Annotated in this window: 13 protein-coding genes and 1 riboswitch; of the genes, 4 read left to right on the top strand and 9 right to left on the bottom strand. The window is 39.8% G+C overall.

The annotated features are described in order from the left end of the window. The 5 genes from MKY27_RS07440 to MKY27_RS07420 form a co-directional block, all read right to left on the bottom strand. Positions 1-1,749 carry a thiamine pyrophosphate-binding protein gene (locus MKY27_RS07440; RefSeq protein ID WP_339199101.1) on the bottom strand — a complete coding sequence of 583 codons (1,749 nt, stop codon included), beginning with the start codon at positions 1,747-1,749 and terminating at the stop codon, positions 1-3. Next, on the bottom strand, positions 1,722-2,891 hold the full coding sequence (locus MKY27_RS07435) for an iron-containing alcohol dehydrogenase (protein ID WP_339199098.1): 1,170 nt from the start codon (positions 2,889-2,891) through the stop codon (positions 1,722-1,724). The genes MKY27_RS07440 and MKY27_RS07435 overlap by 28 nt, the downstream gene beginning before the upstream one ends. Further along, the gene (locus MKY27_RS07430) at positions 2,888-3,619 is read right to left on the bottom strand and encodes a GntR family transcriptional regulator (RefSeq protein ID WP_339199096.1); all 732 of its coding nucleotides are present in this window, start codon (positions 3,617-3,619) and stop codon (positions 2,888-2,890) included. Before MKY27_RS07430 ends, MKY27_RS07435 begins: the two co-directional genes overlap by 4 nt. A 258-nt stretch (positions 3,620-3,877) precedes the next feature. Further along, on the bottom strand, positions 3,878-4,816 hold the full coding sequence (locus tag MKY27_RS07425; RefSeq protein WP_339199094.1) for an ABC transporter permease: 939 nt from the start codon (positions 4,814-4,816) through the stop codon (positions 3,878-3,880). Continuing rightward, positions 4,803-5,708, bottom strand: a complete 906-nt coding sequence (locus MKY27_RS07420) for an ABC transporter ATP-binding protein (protein WP_339199092.1) — start codon at positions 5,706-5,708, stop codon at positions 4,803-4,805. Before MKY27_RS07420 ends, MKY27_RS07425 begins: the two co-directional genes overlap by 14 nt. A gap of 479 nt (positions 5,709-6,187) precedes the next feature. Here MKY27_RS07420 and MKY27_RS07415 point away from each other — a divergent pair, with 479 nt between their 5' ends. Beyond that, positions 6,188-7,756 carry an IS1182 family transposase gene (locus MKY27_RS07415; RefSeq protein WP_339196489.1) on the top strand — a complete coding sequence of 523 codons (1,569 nt, stop codon included), beginning with the start codon at positions 6,188-6,190 and terminating at the stop codon, positions 7,754-7,756. Between the two features lie 110 nt (positions 7,757-7,866). Here the strand turns inward: MKY27_RS07415 and MKY27_RS07410 are convergent, their stop codons facing one another. Continuing rightward, positions 7,867-8,415, bottom strand: a complete 549-nt coding sequence (locus MKY27_RS07410) for a GNAT family protein (protein ID WP_339199090.1) — start codon at positions 8,413-8,415, stop codon at positions 7,867-7,869. A gap of 214 nt (positions 8,416-8,629) precedes the next feature. Between MKY27_RS07410 and MKY27_RS07405 the strand changes: the two genes are divergently transcribed. Beyond that, positions 8,630-9,901, top strand: a complete 1,272-nt coding sequence (locus tag MKY27_RS07405; protein ID WP_339199088.1) for a sugar-phosphatase — start codon at positions 8,630-8,632, stop codon at positions 9,899-9,901. Positions 9,902-9,912: 11 nt separating this feature from the next. Next, complete coding sequence (locus MKY27_RS07400) at positions 9,913-11,121, top strand: MFS transporter (RefSeq protein WP_339199086.1); 1,209 nt, start codon at positions 9,913-9,915, stop codon at positions 11,119-11,121. A 459-nt stretch (positions 11,122-11,580) separates the two neighbouring features. Here the strand turns inward: MKY27_RS07400 and MKY27_RS07395 are convergent, their stop codons facing one another. Both MKY27_RS07395 and MKY27_RS07390 read right to left on the bottom strand, forming a co-directional pair. Continuing rightward, complete coding sequence (locus MKY27_RS07395) at positions 11,581-12,918, bottom strand: amino acid permease (RefSeq protein ID WP_339199084.1); 1,338 nt, start codon at positions 12,916-12,918, stop codon at positions 11,581-11,583. A gap of 249 nt (positions 12,919-13,167) precedes the next feature. Next, positions 13,168-13,247, bottom strand: a riboswitch (glycine riboswitch). Between the two features lie 319 nt (positions 13,248-13,566). After that, complete coding sequence (locus tag MKY27_RS07390) at positions 13,567-14,109, bottom strand: dehydrogenase (protein WP_339176217.1); 543 nt, start codon at positions 14,107-14,109, stop codon at positions 13,567-13,569. 213 nt (positions 14,110-14,322) lie between these two features. Here MKY27_RS07390 and aspA point away from each other — a divergent pair, with 213 nt between their 5' ends. Further along, the gene (gene aspA / locus MKY27_RS07385; RefSeq protein ID WP_339199083.1) at positions 14,323-15,741 is read left to right on the top strand and encodes an aspartate ammonia-lyase; all 1,419 of its coding nucleotides are present in this window, start codon (positions 14,323-14,325) and stop codon (positions 15,739-15,741) included. 49 nt (positions 15,742-15,790) lie between these two features. Here aspA and MKY27_RS07380 read toward each other — a convergent pair whose 3' ends face one another. After that, entirely contained in the window at positions 15,791-16,093 is a 303-nt protein-coding gene (locus tag MKY27_RS07380; protein WP_339199082.1) for a DNA primase, read from the bottom strand. Positions 16,094-16,102: the final 9 nt, after the last annotated feature.

The raw sequence follows: 16,102 nt of genomic DNA, 5'->3' as shown, positions 1-16,102 counted from the left end.
TTATTTTCCTTTCGGTTCGGCATGCATGTCTTTGAAATAACGTAACCCTGGCGCCCACATATGCTTGACCGGGTCAACTTCTGTATGAATGACGGTACACTTTCCGACTGAAATAGAAGTTAAGAGTGCCTGCTCCAGCTGGTCAAACGTTTCTACATATTCACCGTGTGCCCCCATCGCTTTTGCAACTAAGTCAAAACGAATCTCACCTAAATCAGCATTAATACTTTCATGCGGATCCAATGTTTTTTTCAACATCGTTTTAATCGGTCTTAGCGCAAAATGCTGATTCATTTTCACCATGCCCCATTGTTTATCACAAAGCACAATATAGACGACATGCAGATTATTGCGCACAGCTGTTTCGATTTCCTGAGGGTGGAAGCCCATTGCCCCATCACCGATAATGCATAAAACCGGCTGTTCCGGCTTGGCAACTGCTGCACCGAGTGCCTGACCGACACCTGCACCGAGCATGCCGAATTTAAATGTCGATAAAAGCGGCATCTCATCATTCACTTCATAATAGAAGTTCGACCAAATGGCTGTATTGCCGCCGTCTATGACAAGTGGTGTATTTTTAGGGAAGATTTGATTGGCCATATGCGGAATTTGTGCCGGATTTAATGGTGAATTTTTATCCGCTATATGCTCATTCAATTTTTTGCGGTGCGCCCTTTTCGATGCAATATGTTTTTCAATCAGCTGTTTTCGATTGGTATCCATTACGGTTTCCGTATCTCGGTTTAAAACGACTAACAGCTCTTGGAGAAATGCTTTAATGTCAGCCTGTATCAATAGTTCGGCAGGTTTATTTGCCCCAAGGATGGAAGGCTCCAAATCTACTTGAATGACCGTTTGGTGTGCATTCCAGTAAGGTGCTTTCCCCCACCAGTCCGTTTCACCGAGACGGGATCCTAATACTAAAACCACATCCGCATCGTTTCGGACATTATTATTTGTTTCAATATGCACCATTGGCATCATAAGCGGATTATCCTCGCTCATCGCACCACGCCCTGCCCAGCTCGTCGTAACCATTGCCTGCAGTTTTTCCGCCACTTCAGTCAGTTCTCTTTTTGCACCTGCATGGATGACACCACTGCCTGCATGAATGATCGGGAATGTAGCTGACTTCAATAATTCGGCTGTACGTTCGATCTGATAGTTCGATGCTTTCGGCAGCTCCAGCATGCGGTATTGGGAAGGTTCCCAAAAATTCAATTCGCAGCTGACTTTCGTATTCATAATGTTTTCCGGGATATCCAAATGAACGACACCCGGACGCCCTTCATAACATTTGCGCAGGGCCATCCGCAGCATTTCAGGAATCCGGTCAAATGAAGGTACTGCTTCACTCCATTTGGCAAACTGTTTAATTGTTGAAGTCTGATCGAAACACTGATACGTGCCGCCACGATCCGGATACATAATACCTGTTCGTCTCGCACTTGTAATGCACAACACGCGATTCCCTTCCGCTTCTTCTACAACCAAGCCCGGCAGAATGTTGGCAACACCTGGGCCATTACTTGCCATACATACACCCAGGCGGTTTGTCACCCGCGCATAAGCGCCTGCCATATGTGCTGCACTTGTTTCGTGACGGGGTGATATGAGCTCAATCCCATTCTTTTGCAAGTTCGAATAAAAGCCGAAATACGTTCCGTCAATAATCCCGAAGATGTTATCCACACCTTCTTTTGCCAACATTTTTGCTACTACTTCTCCACCTGACATTGTTGCCATTCCATAATTCCCCCTTCAATTTGTAAACGCTTTCTTAATTGTTTAAAAATCACTTCAATCTCTTCACTACTCGGTACTTTCCTGTTCGTTAAAATGCCATTGCCGGCTAATGCCTGCTCCGCAAGTTGTTCGATCACTTCATCAGTCAATAATGGGCCAATCTGTTGTGCGCTTTTCCAAATGTGCTGTTTTCTGTTCAACTCATCCAAATAACCGCTTAAAAATTGAGTTCCATTCAACCCGATAATTTTTGCTATTTCCTCGTAACGTTCATGTGCACTTTCAAGTGAATATTGGATAACAAACGGGTGCATCAGGGCAACACACTGTCCATGCGGCATATGAAATTTCACACCGAGTGCACGACCTGTTGCATGTGCCAAATTTGTTGAAGAGTTGGAAAACGCAATTCCCGCATAAAAGCTCCCCATTAATAATTGCTGTCTCGCCTCTAAATTGTGCGGCTGTTCAAACACCATCTCTATATTTTTTGAAATACAGGAGATCGCTTCTTTCGCGTAAAAGTCACTCATCGCATTCGCTTTCGTTGAAACAAACGCTTCGATCGCATGTGTTAATGCATCAAGCGCAGTAAAACTAGTAATGGATGGCGGCACATCTACCGTAAGCATGGCATCTAAAATGACGACATCGGGAATAAAACTCGGATGTGCAGGATTAAGCTTTTTTTGAAGCTTTTCGTCCGTAATGACCGTTACTTTTGTCGCTTCAGAACCCGTCCCCGCCGTAGTAGGAACGGCGATAAACGGCAAGCGGTGTAATTCAGTCAAATTCGGAATATCGTTTAAGCTCAAGTTCGGATTCACCGCAAAAACAGCCACTGCTTTCGCTAAGTCAATGACACTCCCGCCACCGATTGCTATAACACCATCACAGTTATTTACTTCATGTTCAGCTAATGCCCGTTGCAGCTCAACTGTTGTTGGCTCACCTTTAGAAATTTCATAGAAGTGCGTATCCGGTAGTTCTTGCTTCAAACTATTTAATTGACCACCTAATGCACTTTTGCTGTAAATAATGAATGGCCGCTTCATCTTTTGTTGAGCAATTTCTGCTGATAATCGTTGAAATGAATCGATTCCCGTAACAATTTTCTTCGGTAGAAACAGTTCATTAATCAAGAAGTCACACCTCCTGCTGTTCTTTTAGTTTTCAGTTTCAACATATATAGCTCCGGGTGAAACAAACTACTGTAATACTCGATCACTTCACCTCGCACACCTAAAATGACCCGTTCAATATTTAAAACATTCGTATTCGGCTTCAAATCGAGCAATTCCGCATCTTCTTCACTTATTGGGCTACAGCGAATCGTCTGTTCAGCTTCGACCATTGTAATATTCAATTCTTTTTCGATAATGTCATAGATTGTCGCTTCATTCAGATCGTGTGCGGCTATTTGATTTCCTAAGTGCGTATGATAAAAATGCCGTTCGATGGAGATTGGCTGGTCATCAGCTGTTCGTACTCTGGAAATCCCAAATAATATGGATTGCCCTAATATCGCACTTGCTTCCGGAAAGTTATCAATATTTTTCGCATATAATAGCTTCGCACCAGGTTTCATCCCCATTTGCCTGACCGTATCTGTAAAACTGTTCAAAGAATTCAGCCAGTCATGTACCGTCTTGTTCTTCGTAATAAACGTCCCTTTTCCATGAATTTTTTTCAGTACCCCATCATGTACCAAATGCTTTACCGCCTCTCTCACCGTTGACCGGCTGACAGAAAAGCGCTCCATTAATTCACGTTCACTCGGAATTTTCACCACATGTTTCCCTTCAACAATTTCAGTTTTCAATAAATCCTTTAACTGGATATGTAACGGAATATGATTTTCAAAGTTCATCGTACCCACCTCCATTGGTCCGCACATCATAACGTCCGTACCAGTTCACTTTGTAAAGTTGATTATAGGGATAGTTTCCATTAATTACAATAAGTTTTCAGAATTTTCTAATATATGATTCTTCTATAATATTTCACACTATTATTTCCAAAAAATGATAAAAATAAAAATTCCCCATTACCTAAATCTTTATAGATTAAGGAATGAGGAATTTCATCAATTATATTTTTTTGCTATATTGAATTATTTTAAAAATTTTTACGCTGTCACGTCACGCTTCATAAAGTAGCCGAACGTAATCGCCAGGAAGACAATCGCATATACGATGTTAACGATTAATGAGAACGTAAACGTTAAGCCTTCAATCATCGGCATACTTCCCGGTGCATAATACGATAAATCATTCGCAAACCAAATGTATTTCGCAAAATCATATTGGGCGATAAACATTGTCGCTGTAGAACCCATCAATAAGATGAACAACGATAAACTTACCGCTAACGTACTTGAACCAAAAATCGTACCGATCATGAATGCAAATAAGATCGTCATGATAATCGAACCCAGTGAGTAAAGTGTCGTTTCGACAAATGTATTCTGCACTGTTTCCTGCACAACTTGCCCATCTACAATCGACAATGCAATAGCACTGTCCGTTCCGAAAAATGCCATCCCGACAATCAATGCCACTATGATTCCAACAGCAAATAATGTAATACCATAAAGAATCGAAGCAACCAATTTTGAAAGTAAAATCTTCCATCGTGCTACTGGGCGAGTCAATAACATTTTAATCGTACCAGTACCAAACTCAGATGAAACGATACCTGCCGCAATAACGACAGTGAAAATACTTGTTACCATAATCGTCAATGTTAACGATAAGTCCATATGCTCCGTAAAAGTCATTGCATTTGTTGGTGGTAAATCATTGGCGATACGGTATTCAATCATCGCAACTTCTTCCTTGAAATATTGCTCATCTTCCGGCATTAATTCTCCTGAAGCAAGCATTTCTTTCGGATGTGCCAATAGTTCTTCATTTGCTGCTAAACGCGCTTCTTTTGTGCTTGAATCCACGTCATAATATTTGTTCATTCCTGCAACTAATACGATTAACACGATTAAAAGACCGCTCATAATCCATGCATTTTTTTGCGACCACATTTTGATCCATTCATTTTTAACGAATTGCATCGATTGCACCTCCACCTGTCATCTCGATAAATTGATCTTCAAGACGTTTTTGAATCGGCTGGATCGTATACAGATCAATGCCCGATTCAACTAGTTTACGAATAAGTGCAGGCACTTCTTCTTTTGTCAGATTGACGACATAGCCGCCATTTTCTTTTGTTAACGGCTCTTCAAACATCGCCAGGAGCTGATCCGGCTGACCAACTTCAATATAATATTGCGATGCCTCGACATGTTGCAGTTCACGAATATCAATGAGCTCACCATTTTGAATAATCGCGATCCGGTCTACCATTAATTCAATTTCAGATAAAAGGTGACTCGATACAACGATTGCGACATTATCTTCTGCGGCAATTTTACGTAAATACATACGGAACTCACGAATACCGGCAGGATCCAGACCATTTGTCGGCTCATCCAAAATTAAGAACTTTGGACGGTGCAGCATCGCCTGAGCCAGTCCAAGACGCTGACGCATCCCTAACGAATACGTTTTCACTTTCTCATGAATACGATTTTGCAGACCAACTTGCGCTACAACTTCATCAATACGCTGTTTTGTTACACCTTTATGCATTCGGGCAAAGTGCTGCAAGTTTTTATACCCTGACATATATTTATACATTTCCGGGTTTTCAACGATTACACCAATGTTACTGATTGCTTCTTCATAATTTGTCGAGAGCTGTTTTCCATCGATGATTACTTCTCCTTTTGAAGGGTACATTAACCCCGTCATCATGCGGATTGTAGTAGTTTTGCCTGCCCCGTTTGGCCCCAAAAATCCGGTGATCTGACCCGGATAAAAGTCCAGGTTCAAGTCTTTAATAATGTGTTTGCCCTTGATTGTTTTGTTCAAATTTTTAATTTCCACAATTGGCTGTGACAATTGTCCACACCTGCTTTCTTTTTCTTCTATTACAAGCATTGCTTGGCGTACCTTGATGCTATATGTAGTGACTCGAATGACTTCACATGTAATAGATTCTAATTACTATACTGGGTGAGTATGGAAAAAGTTTCATGAAAATATAATTATGGCGAAAAAAAAAGGGGGTGGGACAAAACCCGCCTCAAAATCAAAAGCCGTTCAAATTTACGATGAGTAAAGTTTGAACGGCTTTATTATTATGTGTCTACTATGTAGTCGTTGTTCTCCGTTACGGCGGACGCTTTCCTGGGGGCACGGCTCGAGCCTGTAGTCTCTCCCACGTGCTTGTCCCCTGGGAGTCGCCGCCTTCACTCCGAACAACTAATTTTTCTTCTATATCAAGTAAATCTCTGCATAATTTCAGGCATGAAAAAAGGACATTCTCTGTTAAAATTTAAGTATCCTACAACCAAATTTCAAACGAAAGAAGTGTCCCTATGTTTAAAGATTATAACATGAATCAAATTATATTACCGCTAGATTTAGAAGTAAAGTTACATAAAAATGATATTGCCTTTTCTATCCATCATTTGGTCGAAAGCATTCCGAACGAAGCTTTCGCTCCTTTTATTCACCATACTGGTTGTCCATCATATCATCCACGTATGATGCTAAAGCTGATTTTATGCGGTTACACACAATCCACTTTTTCAGGAAGAAAAATAGAGGATCTGACAAGAGACAGTATCCGTATGATGTGGCTTGCCCAAGGATATGAACCAAGTTATCGCACTATTAACCGTTTTCGTGTACATCCCAATATGAAGGAACTCATTCGCCAATGTTTTGTACAATTTCGTTGTCAGCTAGTTGAAGAAAAACTCATCGATCAAGAAGCGATTTTTATCGATGGCACAAAGATTGAGGCAAATGCCAATAAGTTCACATTTGTTTGGAAAAAATCAGTGGAAAAACATCATACCAACCTCGTAGAAAAATCAAATAAACTTTACGATGAGTTATTGGAACATCAAATTATTCCTGAAATCAAACGTGAAAGTGATGAGCAGTTATCGATAGAAGAGTTAACTCAAGTAGCACATCACCTAGAAGAAGTAGTCGACGACTATACAAGCAAAATAGAACATTCTGAAGATGTCATTGAGCGAAAAAGATTACGTAGCGAACGAAAAACACCAAAGCAAATCCTCAAACAAGTACATGATTGGATCATAAGAAAGCAGAAATACCAAAAAGATTTTGAAGTGTTTGGCACACGTAACAGTTATTCAAAGACGGATCATGAAGCAACATTCATGCGGATGAAAGATGACTATATGCAAAACGGTCAATTGAAGCCAGGTTATAATGTACAAATCGCTACTGAAGGTCAATACACACTCGCTTATGATGTATTTCCAAATCCAACAGACACGAAAACACTTATTCCATTTCTTAATCAAATTGAAGAAAATTATTTTGAGTTACCAAAACATATTGTAGCGGATGCCGGATACGGCAGTGAACAGAATTACCATGATATTCTTAACAAACGCAAACGAACTCCACTCATTACATTTAATCAATACTTGAACGAACAGAAGCGAAAATATAAAAATGACCCTTTTAAGACAAGTAATTGGGTGTATGAGAAAGAAAACGATGTCTACATTTGTCCAAATGAAAAGAGATTAAGATTCCAATACAATTCTGTTCGTACGGATAAAGCAGGTTTCCAACGAGAATTTAAAATCTATGAATGTGAGGAATGTACAGGGTGTCCTTTCCGTACAAAATGTACAAAAGCTGCAGAAGGTAAAAATCGAAGACTCATGATTAATGAGAAATGGGAAAAACAAAAAGAAGAAGTAAGAGCGAAGCTTTCAGAAGAAAAAACGGCTGCCATTTATCGTCGACGTAAAATCGACGTGGAGCCAGTTTTTGGATTCTTGAAGGCTAATTTGTGTTTCCGTCGATTTTCTGTTCGTGGAAAATCGAAAGTTACTAACGAAATAGGTTTGGCATTAATGGCCACAAATTTAAGGAAGTATGCGGTAAGAGGATAACACCTCTTCCAATATTTTCTTTATAAAACGCAAAAAAGAGAAATTGCATTGTGCAATTTCTCTTTTTGCGTGAACTGGAACTAATTCTGTCCCAACCCCGAAACCCGTTATTAATATTCTCCAACCCATTCATCTTTCAACAGACCATAGACCGCATGATCGACATAATGATTGTACAGCCATTCCGCCTGACGGATTGTTCCTTCATGCATAAAACCAAGACGCTCCGCAATATGACGGCTTTTCGTATTGTTAACAGCAGCATGAATTTCGACTTTTCCAAGCTTATATTCGTTGAAGGCGATATCAATGATGCCTTTTACAGCACGTGTCATAATGCCTTCCCCTTGATATCCTTCATCTAAAAAATAGCCGATCTCGCATTTTTTCAGAGACCAGTTAATCGTATTAATCGATACTTTCCCGACAAATTGCCCTTTATAAAAAATCGCTGTATCCAAACCTTCACGCTTTGCGAATTTATTTAAATTCATCGCGGCAAAATCACGTGTATCTTCAACAGTCTTCGTATTATCTACCCAACCAAGCCACTCACGTAAATAATCACGTGAACGGTCAATGAAAGCAAAGATTTCTTCTGCATCATTTTGTGTAATTAATTTTAATTGTATTTCATTATCTACTTCATAAAAGAACATTACTATCTCTCCAATCTAAGCTCCCATTTAAAACAATAAACCCTTTTTTATTTTCTTATCATATAGAGCTATTTCCGAATATGCAATTAAAATATGTAAACCATTAAAGATTTGTGTAAGTTTACCATTTTCGTACCGTTAATTGTGCACTTTCTAAAGAAAATTCGCAATATTCCTGCTTACTATTTTGGTAAACTAACGGTGAGGTGTTTTTATGGAAACTAATGAACAAGCTTGGGGAAAGTTATTAAAATATTATCGGCAAAAAAAGAAGCAAAAACAAGATGACGTAGCTTTCGGCATCTGTACGCCTTCATATTTAAGCCGGATTGAAAACGGAATCGTCGTCGCAGAGCATTCGATGTATGAGCAGCTATTTAAAAATCTGGGCATCGATTTGAATAAGCTAGAACAACAGCTCCAAGGCCAAACAACTTTTTTGGAGCAGTTATACGAAAAATTATTGTCGAATATAGAGCTTACTGCAGATGAAATTGAACAATTAACCGCTATGCAAAATGATGAACATCCACTTGAACAGCAGCTGATGGCAAAGCTTGTGTATGCTCGCTTCCTATATTCGATAAAAGAAGATGATCAGGCGAGAACAATCCTTCTTGAAATGGAACCGTTCATCAGCTGGAAGAAAGACCGGATCACCCAGCTATTTGTAGCGATTACCGCTTTCGGGCATCTTTCTTTTCAGGAATTTGAGCAGTTGTCTATTAAAGAAGAGAACGATCAACTGTCACAATTTTTATCCAATGCTCATCCTTTTGAACTGGCTAACTACCATTATCATATCGCTTTTGCGAATCACCGAAGCTACAAGTTGCAAAAAGCGCTCGAACATATTGAAATGGCACAGCAGTTTTTCACCCACCAGTATAAACCGTTGTTTCAGCTGAAGCTTTACTCCATGAAGGGTGTAATTTTCAATGATGCACATCGATTCCAGGAAGCGCTAAAGGAGTTTGAAGCAGGGCTCAATCTGCTTGCGAATGTCCCTTCCATTCAAACACCGATGCAATGGAGCTCACTGCATAACAATATTGCGTATTGTTACGAATGCCAGGAAAACTTTACAGAAGCAGCCAAACATTATAAATCGGCAAATGACTATGATGAAGATTTGCATTCAGCCATTAACTGGATGCGCACATGCTTTGCGCAAAAGGATTTCGATCAGTTGCATATCCTGTTGAAACGCTATGAAGAACAGCAATTTATTGTACCTCATCATATTTATCAGCGCAGACTGCTAGCATATGCGGTTGAAGATGAGATTACGATCCGCGGCTTAAAATTGCTGGAGGAGGAAGCTTTTCCACATTTCAGCGAACAGCAGTATTATTCATTAACTCTGTTCTATGCTCCATTATGGGCAGGGTTTTACGAGCAGCTACACGCCTATAAACAGGCAAGCCACTGCTTTAAGCAGGCACTAGATGCAAGTGAAAAAATACGGCAGCGAATGAGCAGCTAGGGGGTTAGGATTTGGAGTTAAAAAAAGAGTATTTTTATTTGTGGTTCGGGTTTGGTGCTTCAAAACTGGGCAGCTGGATTTACTTGATCGCACTCAATCTATTAGTCTGGCATTTGACCGAGTCACCTGCTGCTGTCGCGGGCATCTATATTATTGGTCCGATTGCCCGCATTTTGTGCAGCTTTTTTGCCGGCTCGATCGTCGACAGAACGAATAAAAGGATGATCTTGATTGTTTGTGATGTTTTCCGCGCCGGGATTGTCTTTTTGATGCCGCTGCTTTCGGAAATTTGGCTTATTTACTGTTTGATCTTTTTGGCCAATATCGCCGTCTGTTTTGCAAATCCGAGCAGTACATTTATGATTACAAAACTTGTTTTGCCAAATGATCGCCTGCGTTTTAATGCGATCAACAGCATGCTCGGTTCAGGGAGCTTTATGATCGGGCCTGCGCTAAGTGGTGCCATAATCGCCATGAGCAGTACTGCGACGGCGATGTGGGTGAATGGGTTTATGCTATTGTTTAGCGCATTTATGATGTATCTACTGCCAAATCAGGAAATCAAGTCATCCACGCAGTCAACTGTACTTACACTTATTGTTATCCGAAATGATTTTAGGACTGTGTGGGAATTTATCTCGCAACAGAAATCGCTGCTTAAATTTTTCGTTTTGTATTCAACAGCACTGATGATTTGTTTTTCACTCGATTCACAGGAAATGTCATTTTTAAAAGACTTTCATAAAGTGACGGATTCTGTATACGGCATCATTGTAGGAATAACAGGAATCGGTGCCATTGTCGGTGGCTATTTGGCTGCCCGATTCGTGAAAAAACTGTCGCTCGTCTCGTACATCGGCGTCGGGTTTACATGTACATTACTTTCCTACTTTATATTTTACTTTTCGTCGAATCTAATGATTGCGGTCGCTGCATTTATTCTACTCGGACTGTTCATGGCGTTCAGCAATGCAGGCTACGCGACATTTTACCAGCAAACAATCCCGACTGAAATAATGGGACGGTTCGGCAGTTCATTAGGATTGATTGAAAGCTTGATGCAAATCTCTTTAACTTTAATCATCGGGTTTTTGGCGGAAATCTACACAATTCAGCTGACAACAAGCATCTTCGCTTTGATTGGCGTTGTCATTGCATGTATCGTCTATTTCCATCTGTTGAACAACAAACCATTGTTTATAAAGGAGGAGCTTACTTGATTACTTATGGAACTATTATCTACTGCTGTAAAACTTTTGTGCAGCGGGGAGAGGGGCCTGAATTTCTAATATATCCACAGAAGTTCCAATATAATTTTATTTGTTCTAATATATTGCCGATTTTCTAATATAAGTGCGGTTTGTTCTAATATGTGTCCAGGATGTTCAAATAAAGTATGTACTTCTTCTAATATCCTGTCTCGATTTTCTAATAAACCGTTCAAATGTTCTAATAAAATCCAGACACTGCTTCTTCTCGCCCATTTTACCCGCTATATAGACTGTTCTAGACCTCAAATTTAAGGATTTTCTAATATCCTGTCCGGTTCTTCTAATATCACTTAAGGTTCTTCTAATAAAGCTCTCTATTGTTCTAATAAAATCCGCCCCCCGGAATGGAAATCAATTTTACAATGAAAAAAAGCATCTTTCTAAAAGAAAAATGCTTTTTTCGACTCTTTATTTCTTACGAATCTTATAAAGAACAAATAGCGCGATAAACCATAACGGTGTTAAGAGCAGTGAAGTTCTTGTAGACTCGGAAATGCCCATAATTATTAATAAAAACAAAAAGAATGCCAATATTAAATAGTTGATGAATGGTGTTAAAGGTGCTTTGAAAATTGAAGTTTTATGTAAATCCGGATGACGCTTTTTGTAAATAATATGCGAAATCAGAATAATGCTCCAAACCCAAATAAAACAAATCGCACTAATTGTTGTCACGATACTGAATGCATCGTCCGGCATCATATAGCTTAGCAGTGCACCGATTGAAACGACAACTGCAGAAAATAACAGACCATTTTGCGGCACCGCATTTTTGTTTAATTTACCGTAAGCTTTCGGTGCTTGTTTATTATTACTTAAACTGAACAGCATTCGGCTCGTTGAGAACATCCCACTATTCCCTGCAGAAGCAGCTGATGTCAGTACAACAAAGTTAATTAACCCTGCAGCAATCGGGATCCCTACCAATGCGAAAACCTGAACGAACGGCGAGCTTGCTGCGCTTAATGTATCCCACGGATTGATTGTTAAAATGACGAATAATGCCCCTACATAAAACAGCAGTATTCGAACGGGAATTTTATTAATCGCAGATGGGATGTTCTTCGGCGGGTTTGCCGTTTCAGCAGCCGCTACCCCTACTAATTCAACCCCAACGAATGCAAAGACTACCATTTGGAACGCCATTAAAAATCCAAATGCACCATTCGGGAATAATCCGCCATGCTCCCATAAATTCGATACAGCCACTTTGCCTGTATCTGTTTCAAAGCCAATGATCAATAACACAATACCTATCGCGATCAACGCCACAATTGTGATAATTTTAATCAACGCAAACCAAAATTCCAGCTCTCCGAACAGTTTGACCGTCAATAAGTTCAAAAAAAGCAATACAACTAAACATGCAATAGCCGGTACCCATTGCGGGATGTCGAACCAGTACTGCGTGTACATGCCGACAGCGATAATGTCCGCCATTGCCGTCATAATCCAGCAGAACCAGTAAGTCCAGCCGGTAATATAACCTGCCCAATCCCCTAAGTATTCAGTGGCGAACTCGGTAAATGAAGCATAGCCGCCTTTTGATAAAAGCAATTCGCCAAGTGCACGCATGACGAAAAATAGTGCGGTTCCAACGATTAAGTATGCAAAGATAATAGAAGGTCCTGCAAGTGAGATCGCTTTACCTGACCCTAAAAACAACCCCGTTCCGATTGTTCCTCCAATCGCGATTAACTGAACGTGGCGATTTTTCAGATCGCGCTTTAATTCTTGTTGTTCCAAAACGATTCCTCCAAAGGATAAGTATTTTGTCTGTTTACACAGCGCAAAATAATAAGTACATCATCGCGGTCCATCAAGTAAATTTTTCTGGAATTAAAACAGGGACTGATATTATGCCAGTCCCTGTGTCTAAGAATAATCGATTTCACCTCTGTAAAATCGCGTCCAGATTTCAAAAATCTGTGACATCTATCGAGTACCTTTCTATAAACAATGAATTTACATCCACTATTAAAGAAAAGCGTCTCTCATTACTCTTCTGTCCTTTTGCCTGAGATTGTGAACCCTTCGGCGACGCGGATTATCGCGCTCTCTCCAGAAACTGCTCCCGCCAGTAGTTTTATCCACGACGATCAACGCTTGATATGTATGCAATTAGTTGCCTATAGGTCCTTGGCATCTTCCAATTCCCTATAGTTCGCGTTCAATACTATTATTGTACGATAATTCATACTACCAATTTTTTGCCCGTCTTACAATGGAAGTTCGGAGCCGGTTATTATCTAAATAGCAATTTAACCTTATTCCCAACATAATGTTTTCTTCTTGCAGAAAAATCATGACGAAAAAAATATTACACCGAAAATTCAATATTTTCAGTGTAATATTATATAGAGGAATTGGTAGCCCTCGTATTACTGTATTTGTTTACTTCAATTTTTCCTGAACCGTTTTATCCTCTTCATAGATTGTTCGATTGATATCGATCAGCTTACCCTTTGTTGTGTCGGTTTTTTTCATTTTGACAACATACGTATTGTCCAAAGCTATTTCTGTGCAGGCGATGTCTTCCTCACTGCGAAGATCTTCCGGATAGTTTAACGTAATGACTAAAGTATCCCCATCTTTTTCGATTTTTTCAATTTCTCTTCCACAACCATCCGAATACCCTGTGACAAACAGTACTTCCTCTGATTCAAAATCGACAGGTGGAACGGATTCAAAGCCAAAAATATCGGCCCAAGTCGTATACAGCTTTTCATCCTGGACAATTGAAATACTCGTACCTACCTCAGGAGGTATCGTATCTAAATGAAACAGTAATTCATAATCTACTTTATTTTCATCATTTTCTTTCTGTACAGGTTCGGTTGGATCGGATGATGTTTCATTTTCATTTTCTTTTGTATTACATGCCGCTAGAACTAAGATCATTCCAATGACCAGCATATAACTTAACCATCTCTTCATTGACATTCACCTCATCCCTTTCCTAATTAGTCGTATAAAAAGTAAAAAAGTTTCGAAATTTCCCTCATTATATTTGTTAATATTGGTTAATTTAAACTTACGTGAGAACGTTAAATAAACTAATAATTCAGCAAGTAAGCTTTTATTATAATATGGCGTATAATGTAGTTGTTTATCCAACTATTACACCATTCTCTTGGAGGGTTTGTACAAATGAGTACACGTATTGAAAAAGACTTTTTAGGCACATTAGAAATTCCAAAGGACGTTTATTACGGCGTTCAAACAACTCGTGCATTAGAAAATTTCCCGATTACTAAAATGACAATGCACCCTGAATTAATTCGTGCATTTGCCATCGTAAAGAAAAGTTCAGCACTTGCAAATGCTGCTATCGGCAAATTGGATCCAGTAATTGCTAATGCAATTGCACAAGCATCAGATGATATCATTTCAGGACTATTACATGACCAGTTCGTTGTAGATCCAATTCAGGGCGGAGCAGGTACTTCAATGAACATGAATACCAATGAAGTAATCGCTAACCGGGCACTTGAAATTTTAGGGGAAGAAAAAGGTACTTATTCAATCATTAGTCCTAACAGCCATGTCAATATGGCGCAATCAACAAACGATGCATTCCCATCAGCTATCCACATTGCAACAGTTTCTACATTAAATAATTTAATTATGGCAATGGAAATGATGCGCGATAGCTTCATCAGAAAATCAGTAGAATTCGATTCAATCGTTAAAATGGGTCGTACGCATTTACAGGATGCTGTACCAGTACGTTTAGGCCAGGAATTCGGTGCCTATGCTGCCGTTGTTTCTCGTGATATCGCCCGAATCAAAAAAGCGCAGCAAACAATGCTGCAAATCAATATCGGTGCAACTGCAATCGGGACAGGCCTGAATGCGGACCCTGAATATATGAAAATGGCAGTAGAAAACATCGCGACTTATAGTGGTTTCCCGTTCATTAAAGTAGACAATTTAATCGATGGTACACAAAACACCGATACGTATGCTGAAGTATCATCTATGCTAAAAATCGCCATGATGAATATGTCGAAAATCTGTAATGACTTACGCTTAATGGCATCAGGTCCAAAAGCCGGTTTCGCAGAAATCCGCTTACCGGAACGTCAACCAGGTTCTTCAATTATGCCAGGTAAAGTAAATCCGGTTATGCCGGAAGTTATCAACCAAATCGCGTTCCAAGTAATTGGTAACGATGTAACGATTTCACTTGCTTCAGAAGCAGGACAATTTGAGCTGAATGTAATGGAGCCAGTTCTCGTATTTAATCTGCTACAGTCAATTGAAATTATGACAAACGGCTTCACAGTATTTACAAAATACTGCCTGGATCATATTGAAGCAAATGAAGCGCGTCTGCATGATTTTGTAGAGCGTTCAATCGGTGTTATTACAGCACTTGCGCCGCACCTTGGCTATGAACGTTCAAGCCAAATTGCACGCGAAGCACTGCATAGCGGTAAATCTGTACGCGAACTTTGCTTAATGTACAACTATTTCACACTTGAGCAGCTCGATATTATTTTAAATCCATTCGAATTAACGCAACCAGGTATTGCTGGTGAACGTGCATTTGAAAAACAACAATAACATGTAAAACGAAAGCTCCGCCGAAATATTTCCGGCGGAGCTTTTTTCTTTACGTATAGAGCACTTCTTTTGCGAGTGAGATTGCACGCTTACTAACTTCCAATTTGTCGCCGTCCGCGTTCAGTTTCACAACACCATTTGGCTCATCAAAAATGGATTTCAGCTGTGCTTTCGGTTTGACTCCAACCATTACTGGTCCTCTTTCGGCCTCATCAGTTCGCAGCTTTTCCTGCTCTCGTGCGACACTTTGTTCTTCACCGATTTTCGGGAAGGCTGTAGTTTGTTGCTGTAAATTTCGGGGACGTGTCTGATTATTTAAACTTGAACTCCCTGTGCCAACAGATCGAATCATAAAGATCCT

The organism is Solibacillus sp. FSL R5-0449, assembly GCF_037975215.1.
Taxonomy (GTDB): domain Bacteria; phylum Bacillota; class Bacilli; order Bacillales_A; family Planococcaceae; genus Solibacillus.
Note: the sequence above shows the minus strand (reverse complement) of the source record. Positions and strands in the feature narration are given on the sequence as shown.

Excerpts from the sequence above, each read along its gene's own strand:
- MKY27_RS07415 (WP_339196489.1), top strand. The coding sequence starts at position 6,188 with ATGTTTAAAGATTATAACATGAATCAAATTATATTACCGCTAGATTTA.
- MKY27_RS07425 (WP_339199094.1), bottom strand. The coding sequence starts at position 4,816 with ATGCAATTCGTTAAAAATGAATGGATCAAAATGTGGTCGCAAAAAAAT.
- MKY27_RS07405 (WP_339199088.1), top strand. The coding sequence starts at position 8,630 with ATGGAAACTAATGAACAAGCTTGGGGAAAGTTATTAAAATATTATCGG.
- aspA (WP_339199083.1), top strand. The coding sequence starts at position 14,323 with ATGAGTACACGTATTGAAAAAGACTTTTTAGGCACATTAGAAATTCCA.
- MKY27_RS07390 (WP_339176217.1), bottom strand. The coding sequence starts at position 14,109 with ATGAAGAGATGGTTAAGTTATATGCTGGTCATTGGAATGATCTTAGTT.
- MKY27_RS07410 (WP_339199090.1), bottom strand. The coding sequence starts at position 8,415 with ATGTTCTTTTATGAAGTAGATAATGAAATACAATTAAAATTAATTACA.
- MKY27_RS07430 (WP_339199096.1), bottom strand. The coding sequence starts at position 3,619 with ATGAACTTTGAAAATCATATTCCGTTACATATCCAGTTAAAGGATTTA.
- MKY27_RS07380 (WP_339199082.1), bottom strand. The coding sequence starts at position 16,093 with ATGATTCGATCTGTTGGCACAGGGAGTTCAAGTTTAAATAATCAGACA.
- MKY27_RS07440 (WP_339199101.1), bottom strand. The coding sequence starts at position 1,749 with ATGGCAACAATGTCAGGTGGAGAAGTAGTAGCAAAAATGTTGGCAAAA.